Consider the following 10,043-nt stretch of genomic DNA (forward strand, 5'->3'; position numbering starts at 1 on the left):
CAACAAGTCAATGTAACGGGTTACGGGTACGGGTGTTACGGGTATAGGTGTGACAGGTATGGGCCTTACGGGTTGCGGGTGTTATGGGTGTTATGGGTGTTACGGGTGTTACGGGTGTTACGGGTTTGTTCTCTTATGTACTTGGCAATGATATCGAATTCAAGATTGACATTATCACCTACACGACGTTCATAAAGCGTTGTTCTCTTCAAGGTCTCGGGTATAACGTTTACAACAAACTTAGGACCTTCGATTTTTTTTAAAACCGTGAGGCTTACGCCGTCAATAGAGATAGATCCCTGATCGACTACGAGATCTTCGAAATCTTTAGAGAAAGCTACCTCTATTTTCCATGCATCCTCTGTCTTGCGGAGATTGCTTATCTTTCCCGAAGAATCTACATGACCCTGGACGATATGGCCTCCAAGAGGTTTTGACAGTGTAAGCGCCCTTTCCAGGTTGACCCTTGAGCCCGAATAAAGCGACCCAAGCGATATCCGATTGAGAGACTCTGCCGTCGCCTCGACTTTTACCCAACCATCACCATTTTCCGTTACAGTAAGACAGGCTCCGTTAATTGAGATACTGTCTCCCGGGGATACATCGAGTGAAGTGGATATCTCCAAAACCTTGTTTGCGCCTCTGCTCGAAACCCTCTTTATACTGCCGACTTCCTCGATAATGCCTGTGAACATTCTAATTTCCTTTCTTCAATTTATCCTCAGGCATCGAGGGTTTTGCCTCGAGTCTCAAATCATCGCCCATGGGCGTAACTCTGAGGTTCTTAAGAAACATACGTTCGCTGATCATTCCGCATTCAATGGTATCCGTATATCCTACTCCCTTGCCCATTAATGACGGGTTGATGCATATACTAAGAAAGTCAACAAAACCCTGTCTCAGGAACTCGGATGCAAGCTCTCCGCCTCCTTCAACTAAAAGCTGGGAGACGTGTCTGCGGCCGAGCTCTTTGAGAACATCCAGGAGCAGAAGCCTGTTGTTTTCGTCGACGTCCACCGCGGCAAGCGAGACCCTGGAAGCATTATATCGATTACGGTTGGCGAGAGAATCTCTCTTAGTAAAGATAAGGGTCTTACCTTCATCGAATATTTGCGAATCCGCTGGAGTTTTTAGATTAGAATCCAAAACGACCTTCAGGGGATTACGGCCCTTAACCATTCTCACCGTAAGCCTTGGATTATCCTTGAGGATGGTGCCCACTCCGACCATCACCGCATCGGATTCCGCCCTCAACTGGTGCGCATAACGTCTTGCTTCTTCACCCGTTATCCATTCCGAGAAACCCTCTGAAGTAGCAAGCTTTCCGTCAAGAGTGGACGCTAGTTTGAGTATAACGTAAGGCAATCCAGTTTCACGGTGTTTTATGTAGGCCTTATTCAACTCCCTTGCCTCGCCTTCCATGAGTCCAACGTCTACCTTCAGATGAGAACGCAAAAGCAGTTCTATGCCTTTGCCGTCTACAAGCCTGTCCGGGTCCTTTATAGCTATCACAACGCGTCTGATTTTTGACTTTATTATCTGCTCCGAACATGGAGGAGTTCTTCCGAAATGAACACATGGCTCAAGATTAACGTAGAGTGTGGCGCCGTCAGCGGCTCCTCTTGCGTCTGCAAGGGCTATGGCCTCGGCGTGCGGACCGCCGCACCGGGAGTGAAAGCCTTTGCCTACGACCTCGCCGTTTTTTACGATAACGGCTCCAACCATCGGATTAGGCGACACGTTTCCGCGACCGCGTTCGGCAAGCTTCAATACTTCCTGCATCCAGTATATGTCTTCCTTACTGAACTCGGGAAACAGTAAGTCGCTCACTTTCCGAGATACTCCTTTGAGTCCATATACGGTTTCAACGCTTCCGGTATCTTTACCTTACCGTCTTGCTGCTGATAGTTTTCAAGGATTGCAATTATCAGCCTGGGGAAAGCAGTCCCTGAACCGTTAAGAACATGGGGGTAGACAAGGCTGCCGTCATTCAACCTTAAACGGGTCTTGTTGCGGCGGGCCTGAAAATCCTTGCAGTTTGATATCGAAGAAACCTCGAGCCAGTCGTCGGCACCGGCCGCCCATACGTCAATATCGTATGTAAAGGAAGACTGGAAGGCGGCCTCGATTGGGGAGAGGGCTTTTATCTGATAAGAAAGACCCAGAAGTTGCAGAACTTTTTCCGCGTGGGAAACAATCTCGTCAAAGGCTTGTCTGGATTTATCGGGGTGCGCGTATTGAACGAGCTCGACTTTATCGAATTGATGAATCCTGAACAGGCCCTTAGTGTCCTTGCCATAAGTGCCGGCCTCCCTGCGGAAGCACATCGTATATGCGGCGTATCTTATGGGAAGCTCGGTTTCTTTTAACTCTTTTCCCATATGAAGGTTTATGAGAGCGGTCTCGGCTGTAGGAATAAGATAGAGTGGATCATCTTTTAGGGCGTACATATCCTCGAGTTTTGTCAGCTGGCCTGCAGCACGGACGACCTCCTCTCTCGCGAGTACGGGTGGGTACACCTCTTTGTATCCGTGTTCTTTGGTGTGCAGATCAAGGCAGAATTGTGTTAGTGCCCTGACGAGTCTTGCGCCTTCACCTACGTATGCCGCGAATCTGGCTCCGGAGTATTCTGATGCGAACTCGAAATCAACGAGACCGAGTCTTTCACAGATCTCCACGTGGTCTCTTGCTTCAAAATCAAACTCGGGCTTTTTACCCCATGTCCGGAGAACGGTATCTTCCTCAGGCGATTCAGGGTCAGGAAGGTTAGGAAGCTTCCACAGCAGGTCTTCAAATCCCTTCTCAGCCGTAGAAAGTTTTTCGTCAAGTTCCTTGATTCTTTTTTTGAGCTCCGAGGTTTTAGAGATAGCGGAAGATGCATCCTTGCCTTCCCTTTTGAGCCTAGCTATCGACTCGGACGCCTCGTTTAGTTCGTGTCTTGCTTCATCTCGCTCCGACTGAAGATTTCTCCGCCCTTTATCCAGGGTCAATACTTCATCCACGGAAACGGGACATTTCCTCCGCGCCAAAAGTTTCCTTATTTCATCCGGGTTCTCTCGTATCTTTTTTGGATCAATCATGTGGTATAATATAATGAAGTTAGATTCGTGTCAACGCCCGGAGACAATAAAGAACCTGCCTAACCGCCATGATCATCAAAAAACCTCTGGACCTCAAAAAGATTGAAAGCTACGGGTGCAGGAGGCAAAGAGTTCATGAATAACTTGCCATAGACTTTTTTTACGATACGGGAATCTAAAATCGCGATAACGCCGTAGTCCGATTTACGTCTTATCAGCCTTCCGGATCCTTGTCTGAATCGAAGTACAGATAGGGGAAGCTGATATTCGGAGAAAGGCTCTCTGCCTTTCTTCCTGTACTCTTCGAGTATCGCCTCCGCTCTCGGGTCATCCGGAACCTCGAAGGGAAGCCTGGTTATTACGACAAGTACGAGAGAGTCACCAGGGACATCGATTCCCTCCCAGAAGGACTGGGTTGCGAAAAGAACAGACGAAGTATCGAATTTGAACTCCTCCAGGATACTGTTGCGCGGCGCCCTGCCTTGAACAAGAAGTTTGTGATGGCGGGAAATCTCCGCCTCCAGTTTTTCAACGCATGCATTCAGGGTTGAATAACTTGTAAAAAGAACAAGGGCGCGGCCGCTGCTTGTTTTTATAAGATCAAGAAGTCTTGAGGACATCCTGTTTGACCAGTCATCGTGCTGGGGAGGAACAATATCGTGAGCTACATAGACCAGGGCGTTGTGCTTGTAGTCGAATGGAGAACCTATCCAATGCTCTCTATCCTTGAAACCTATCCTTTCCTTGGTGAATTCGAAGCTCTTACCTACCGTAAGCGTTGCCGATGTAAGGATATTTACCCACGGCTGGCTCCAGACCGAATTTGCCATGAGTTCCGATACGTCGATGAGCTCGGAGTTGATTGAAACCCTGTCCGACTGCCTGTCGGTTTCTATCCAGTATACAGAATTGGGATCTGCCATATCAAGAAAGCTTATGACCGCTCCTTTTGCCACGGCCGTCCTGTCGCCGAGTGATGTCAGCTCGAAGGAGATGTCTTCGTCGTCAACATCCCTGGCTTTTTCAAAAAGGAAGGCTGCAAGCGAATCGAGAGCCGGTTCGAGCTCGTTCGGAACTGAGTTAGCGTTGCGGATTCTTTTCTTCACCTCATAGGGCTGCATGAGATTCTCAAGATTGGAAAAAAAGTTGTTGGATGCATCCCGGACCTCCTCGATTAGCTGGGTGACCTTGTTTTTGATTAAGCCGAAATCGGCCAATTTCGGAAGGAGCCCGTGGTTGCGTCTTGGATTGTAAATCCTTCCCAGAAGAACAGCAAGTCCTATGTTGGAGAGTCTGACACCCGAGTAGGATGCCGCAACCTGCTCGAGCCTGTGCGCTTCATCGAAAACGACTGCTCCGAACTCAGGCAAAAGCTTTCCAGCGGATTCAAGATGAGCAAAGAAAAGATGATGATTTATCACGATAATATCGGCTTCTTCAGCCGCCTTCCTTCTCTTGTAGAATGGGCATTGGCTGTAGTATGCGCAGTTTTTCCTGGGGCATGCTTCGGAGCGTCTGCTTATCTCCGACTTAAGCTTTGGCGATATCTGTTCGGGGTAGTCTTCGAAGATTCCGCTATCATCCTTTGCCCATGCCGCAATGCGTTCCAGTTCCTTTGCCTCCTCTGGGTCGTCGAAGAGGCCGTACTGAGCTATCATTCCGGCCCGGCGGCGGCAGAAGAAATTTTCCTGCCCGTAAAGGACTTCGTATTTGAACTTTACCTCTCCGGTTTGCGAAAGAAAGGGAAGGTCTTTCTCGGAAAGCTGATTCTGAAGGATTTTTGTACCGGTAGCAATGACCGCCTTTTTCTGCTCCTTGAGTGTCCAGTATATCAATGGAATAAGATAAGCGAAGCTCTTCCCAATGCCCGTTCCCGCCTCGACCATCAAGTTCTTCTTATCCTCGAGGGCTTCGGCTACAGCTAAGGCCATCTCGAGCTGACCCTGACGCTGTTCGTTATGAGGCAGCTTTGATATTATCGAACCGCGGCCTTCGAACTCAAGCCTTAGCTTGTCTTGCATCCCCTAGAGGGTAGGCTTCCACCAGGCCTTGATTGAAGTCAAAGACATCGACAAAGTCATCCTTGCTGTCTTCATCGGTTTTGGAGAATTCTCCAATCCCTATCAAATTAAAGACTATCTCGCCGAAATCGAGCGTGTTCCTCACGCCCCAGCTTTCAAATACATCCTTGGCAAGGCGCCCGTATCTTTCCCAGCCCAATGATCGTATCCCGTCCAGAAGCTCCCTGGCGCTGACGTGCCGACGTTTAGAAGGACCATTGATTCCTAGATGCTCCAGCTCGTAATTCATTGCTTCTATTACGAATATGTATGCCTCGACCTTGTATCTGGGATCATTCTTCGCAAGGGCCACGAGTCTAGCCAGTCCGGTCTGCAACTGGTTCATACGAGAATCACTTTTCCTTTTCCCTTGACCACTTCGCCGATTTTTGTCCCTTGAGTCTTCCTCATAACCGTTTCACAGTCCTTAGCTCTGACGATTAACACCATTCCTATGCCCATATTGAAAACCCGGTACATCTCATCATCATGAATCTTTCCGGTTTGTTTTATTAATTTGAATATAGGCAAAGGTTTCCATGTTTTCTTATCGATTATGCAGTCAACGTCTCTCGGCAGCAATCTCGAAATATTACCTTCAAATCCTCCGCCCGTTATGTGCGAGACGCCTTTGAGAAGAGGCTTCACCGATTCCACCTCGGCTCTGTAGGAGCGGTGCGGGACAAGAAGCGCCTTCCCGACTGTCGTTTTTGACCCCGGTATCGTAGCTTCTATGCCGGGGCTGTTGCGTGAATCTATTAAGACTCTCCGGGCAAGGCTATATCCGTTTGTGTGAAGTCCTGATGAGCGCAACCCCACTGCAACGTCCCCTGGCCTTATGGCTTCTCCGTTTATAAGGGTCCCCTCCTCAAGCGCACCCACGATAGTACCTACAAGATCAAAATCCCCTGGTTTGTATACACTTGCGAGCTGGGCGGTCTCGCCTGCGATAAGAACCATTCCCTGCCTTACTGATGCCTTTGCTATTCCTTCAACGATGATGGCAACCTTGCCAGGTTCAAGTTCAGAAAAGGCAAGATAATCCAGAAAGAAAAGAGGTTTTGCTCCGGTGCAAAGTATATCATTTACCGAATGATTTACTATGTCTTCACCGACCGTATCGTATCTGTCCATTAACCGGGCAAGTTTGACCTTTGTGCCGACGCTGTCCGTCGAAGAAACGAGCACCGGTTTCTTATAACCCTTTAACCGGAAGCCGCCTGCAAAGTGACCGAAATCGGTTACGACATTGGAGTTAAAGGTTTTGCGAACCGCCTTGCCGATGCGTTTTTTTATAGAATCCAAGGCGTAAATATCAACGCCCGATTTCCTGTAATCCATTTTAGAAGAATAAAGCTTTAAGAAAGGATGTCAAGAAATGTCATCCTCAATGTCTTTAGTTTTTTCTTTGCCAGCCCTATCATTCCTATAAGACCCTTTGGGAAAGAGCTTTATTGAAAGCTTGATTGCAAGATTTTCCAGAGGTTTGTGAATCAAATAAACACCCGCAAAGAGCGCGACGAATCCGATTCCCAATAGAATCCAGTGCAGGGTCTGGAACTTTGTAGATTCCCTTCCGAGCCAGCTACCCAGGATCAGAGAAGGAACCCTGCCGATTGCAACCATCACGAGGAGTTTCCACAGCTTGATGTTAGATAGAGCGGACATGTAATTGACGGTGTCGCCAAGGGGGTTCGGTATGATGTATAAAAGAAAGAGATAAAGCCAGCCTCTTGTTCGTACATAGGAGTCGAACTTATCAAGTTTTTCGTCGGATATGAATATCCGCATGAGCGAACGGCCGAAAGCGCGCATCAGAATTATTGAAATAGCGGCGCCGATGACGCATGCAATCCAGGAAAAGAGAACGCCCAGCCACCAGCCGAAGAGGAGGCCGCCCGTGAAGTTCAGAAGCGTTCCCGGTATCGGTGCGATGATAATCTGGAAAACGTAGAGAAAAATAAAGATGACAGGCGCCCATATCCCGAAAGAATCCACGTAATAGCGTATTTCCGTCGGATTTGTGAAAAGGCGCTTTATTTGAGGCCACTGCCATATAACGAATGCGACAAGACCTGCTAGAACAATAGCTCCTGAAACAAGGGTGAGCCAGTCGCCCAGTCGGGTTTTCTTCATCAGAAGCCAAGTATATCTAGAGCCAACATACCGTCAACCGCCCCAGCTCTGCCTTTGTGAATGTAAGAAAGCCCTTTAGTAATTGATTTCCGTTTCAGGAAGCGCCTTGCGCAGCCTTGCCAGTCCTTCAGGACTTATATCAGTTCCTCTTAAGTCGAGCAGGCGCAGTCCGTTAAGCTTTGAGAGATATTCCACAGAGGCATCAGTTATATCGGTCGCTCCAAGGTCAAGCGTTCTCAGATTAGAAAGACGAGTCAGTTCGGCAACTCCCGGGTCCGAAATGCCTGCACCATGCAGGTTCAATTCCGAGAGATTGCCGAGCGTTGCGATTTGCTTTGCACCTTCGTTCGAAACGCTGGGAATTCCTCCTCTCAGTGCAAGGCTTCCTGCTTTGCCCGCTCGTGTTTGAAAGAGGTTCAAGGACTTCAAGTCCTTCAGATCCTTGAGGTACTCCAAACCGGAATCCGTTACCTCGGTGCTTTCAAGATCAAGCGAGCGAAGATGGGTAAGGCCTGAAAGATGCTTCAGTCCCCGGTCTGAAATTTCGGTATTGGCCAGGTTAAGAACCCTTAACTCGTTCATATCCTTAAGATACATGAGTGCATCATCCGAGATCTTCGTGTACGCCAGGTCAAGCGCCTTCAGACTGTCCATTTCCTTTACTTTTTCGATATCCGTTTCCTTGGCACCGACAAGACTCAATGCCACGAGGTTAGGCAACTCCGAAAGCTCGCTGAAGTGAGACGGATCGGTCTGCACCGTTACGATGCTCGATTTATCATTAATCGAGGAAAGTTTGTTCTCGACAAGGTCTACGCCAACGAGCTTTCCGTTTATCTTAAGGTTTCCCATTCTCATTTCGTAGTCCAGACTGTCCTCGCCCTGCCAGGGAATGTAGTATGAGCGAAGATATATGAAGTCTTCGCCGGGCTTCCAGTCTGTTACATCCAGCCGGTTTTTGTAGTACTTGCCGTCCTCCGTAACGCTGAGCATACGGTAATCGGCCTGGGCTGCAAGAAAGCCTGCAAAAGCTGTTAGCGATAAAACGAATGCATAAAATCTTTTGGTCATCAAAGACCTCCTCCAGTAATTAGTTTACGAAAGCAGTGTATTTAGAATGAAAGACTTGTCAAGTTGCAGCGCACGTCTAATAACTCAAGAAAAGAACGTTATTTTAGAATGATCAGTTTTTTTGCGACATTCTCGCTATTAGTTTCCAGTCGTACAAAGTAGACGCCGGATGACAACAAGGATGCGAGATCTAACCGTCCGCTGCCTTTAATCGTAAAGCTTGCGACTTTACGACCAAGAGGATCGAATACCGCCAGAGTCCCTTGACTTTCCTTGCCGAGCGTGTAGCGGATAAAGGAACCGGATACGTCGAGAGAGGGAGAAGGGGAGGAGGTCTGCTCCTCGACGCACGTCCAGCGACCGTTTAGAAAGTCCTGATTTATCATACGATGTGCAAGGGGCGAATATGAGCGTTGCGCAGGCTCGAACGACCAGCCCGATTGTTTGGGCCTAAGCGTGTAATCCCCTCCGTTGTAAAGCTCGATGCTGTAGCTGCCGTCGCTGCCGGTTGTTATCTCGAGAGAAGTGTCGCCCGATACAGTAAGCGCAAAGCCTTTCATCGGTGTTCCTGTCGAGTCCTTAACGATGCCGGAAACGGTCAAAGGCTGACGAACCTTCATCACGAGCGCGTCCCAGTCGGTTCCTGACTGAGTTGAACCAGCAAGGTATAAATACCCCTGGGGGTCTATCTCTATAGCCTCTATCTCCTGTTTGCCCGGAAGCGTATCCACCCATGCCCAGAGCAGGCTGCCCAATGAGTCGGTCTTTACGAGCACGAGGTCCTCCTCCTCGCCCCTTTGCTGCCAGCCTGCAAGGTAGCAGTCCGAGATGGCGTCGAGCTTGATGTCGGTACAGTGTTCGTCGCCGCCGAGATTGTAACTTTTTGCAGTGTCAGGCCATAAAAAATTCCCTAATGTATCGGTCTTTATGAGTATAAAGGATCGTTGTTCAGCTCCCCTATCTCCGCATACAAACACTTGATCAATAGAATTCAAAGTTATGCCTTCCGCACGTGCATCATCTTTGATATATGTTGGTACTATACCTCTTGGATCTCCATCGATTCTCCATGCGCACCAAAGAAAGGGGTATCTGCAAGATATGTATATAGAGTGATCCGAACTCACTGCCAGTCCGGTAGGCGTCTGGTCGCCGTTAGAAATGTCGTACGACCTCCACAACTCATTTCCTTCCACGTCATACCTTAACAGCCTGAGGTCCTCGCCGGGATTAGGTTGGTCATACCATCCTGCAACGTATACGCCTCCTGATGCATAGAGTATATGCCCGCCGTAATGAAGCATGACCTCCGTATCCCACAGCCTTTTACCTGAGCTGTCGTACTTCATGATTAAAAGCGCTGAATCAAGCGTGTGTCCTACGACATACAGGTTCGCGTTTTCGCCTATGTCTATATCCTTGCCTATCTCATGGTTGTCGTCATCGTAGGTGTAAGTAGCTTTAAGTTCGCCCTCTAAATCGAACTTGCGGACTGCCATATCGAGTGTCTTGGCGCTGTCCGAACCTATTACGAAAAGATGCGAACCAATGGCTGAACCGTAAAGGCGTTCGTTCCTGACTGCGTCGCCCATTACTTTTTGCCATACTGGATATGGACTTGCTGAATTGATTAGCAAAATGACGGCTGTTATTATATTCAAAACTCCTCCTAGGGCATGGGGAGCGGCAGTATTCC

General features: G+C 48.5%; 9 protein-coding genes. All 9 read right to left on the reverse strand.

Translation table 11 applies throughout. The features are described from left to right. Positions 1–65: 65 nt before the first annotated feature. Positions 66–695 (reverse strand): riboflavin synthase, encoded by a 630-nt coding sequence (locus GX441_08685; protein ID NLI98717.1) that lies wholly within the window; start codon positions 693–695, stop codon positions 66–68. 1 nt (position 696) lies between these two features. Then, the gene (gene ribD / locus GX441_08690; protein NLI98718.1) at positions 697–1,830 is read right to left on the reverse strand and encodes a bifunctional diaminohydroxyphosphoribosylaminopyrimidine deaminase/5-amino-6-(5-phosphoribosylamino)uracil reductase RibD; all 1,134 of its coding nucleotides are present in this window, start codon (positions 1,828–1,830) and stop codon (positions 697–699) included. Continuing rightward, complete coding sequence (gene serS / locus GX441_08695) at positions 1,827–3,080, reverse strand: serine--tRNA ligase (GenBank protein ID NLI98719.1); 1,254 nt, start codon at positions 3,078–3,080, stop codon at positions 1,827–1,829. The genes ribD and serS overlap by 4 nt, the downstream gene beginning before the upstream one ends. A 59-nt stretch (positions 3,081–3,139) precedes the next feature. Beyond that, the gene (locus tag GX441_08700; protein ID NLI98720.1) at positions 3,140–5,101 is read right to left on the reverse strand and encodes an ATP-dependent DNA helicase; all 1,962 of its coding nucleotides are present in this window, start codon (positions 5,099–5,101) and stop codon (positions 3,140–3,142) included. Further along, entirely contained in the window at positions 5,079–5,486 is a 408-nt protein-coding gene (locus GX441_08705) for a hypothetical protein (protein NLI98721.1), read from the reverse strand. The genes GX441_08700 and GX441_08705 overlap by 23 nt, the downstream gene beginning before the upstream one ends. Beyond that, positions 5,483–6,481: a phosphoribosylformylglycinamidine cyclo-ligase gene (locus GX441_08710; protein NLI98722.1), complete on the reverse strand. Its 999-nt coding sequence runs from the start codon at positions 6,479–6,481 to the stop codon at positions 5,483–5,485. The genes GX441_08705 and GX441_08710 overlap by 4 nt, the downstream gene beginning before the upstream one ends. A gap of 30 nt (positions 6,482–6,511) precedes the next feature. Continuing rightward, complete coding sequence (locus GX441_08715) at positions 6,512–7,276, reverse strand: TVP38/TMEM64 family protein (protein NLI98723.1); 765 nt, start codon at positions 7,274–7,276, stop codon at positions 6,512–6,514. Positions 7,277–7,351: 75 nt separating this feature from the next. Next, positions 7,352–8,347, reverse strand: a complete 996-nt coding sequence (locus tag GX441_08720) for a hypothetical protein (protein ID NLI98724.1) — start codon at positions 8,345–8,347, stop codon at positions 7,352–7,354. Between the two features lie 98 nt (positions 8,348–8,445). Beyond that, the gene (locus GX441_08725; protein ID NLI98725.1) at positions 8,446–10,008 is read right to left on the reverse strand and encodes a T9SS type A sorting domain-containing protein; all 1,563 of its coding nucleotides are present in this window, start codon (positions 10,006–10,008) and stop codon (positions 8,446–8,448) included. Positions 10,009–10,043 lie beyond the last annotated feature (35 nt).

This window comes from bacterium, from assembly GCA_012517375.1.
Classification (GTDB): domain Bacteria; phylum Hydrothermota; class Tepidihabitantia; order B3-TA06; family B3-TA06; genus JAAYVC01.

Bases quoted from the DNA above. Each gene is read 5' to 3' on its own strand.
- GX441_08685 (NLI98717.1), bottom strand. From the start codon at position 695: ATGTTCACAGGCATTATCGAGGAAGTCGGCAGTATAAAGAGGGTTTCG.
- serS (NLI98719.1), bottom strand. From the start codon at position 3,080: ATGATTGATCCAAAAAAGATACGAGAGAACCCGGATGAAATAAGGAAA.
- GX441_08700 (NLI98720.1), bottom strand. From the start codon at position 5,101: ATGCAAGACAAGCTAAGGCTTGAGTTCGAAGGCCGCGGTTCGATAATA.
- GX441_08705 (NLI98721.1), bottom strand. From the start codon at position 5,486: ATGAACCAGTTGCAGACCGGACTGGCTAGACTCGTGGCCCTTGCGAAG.
- GX441_08710 (NLI98722.1), bottom strand. From the start codon at position 6,481: ATGGATTACAGGAAATCGGGCGTTGATATTTACGCCTTGGATTCTATA.
- GX441_08715 (NLI98723.1), bottom strand. From the start codon at position 7,276: ATGAAGAAAACCCGACTGGGCGACTGGCTCACCCTTGTTTCAGGAGCT.
- GX441_08720 (NLI98724.1), bottom strand. From the start codon at position 8,347: ATGACCAAAAGATTTTATGCATTCGTTTTATCGCTAACAGCTTTTGCA.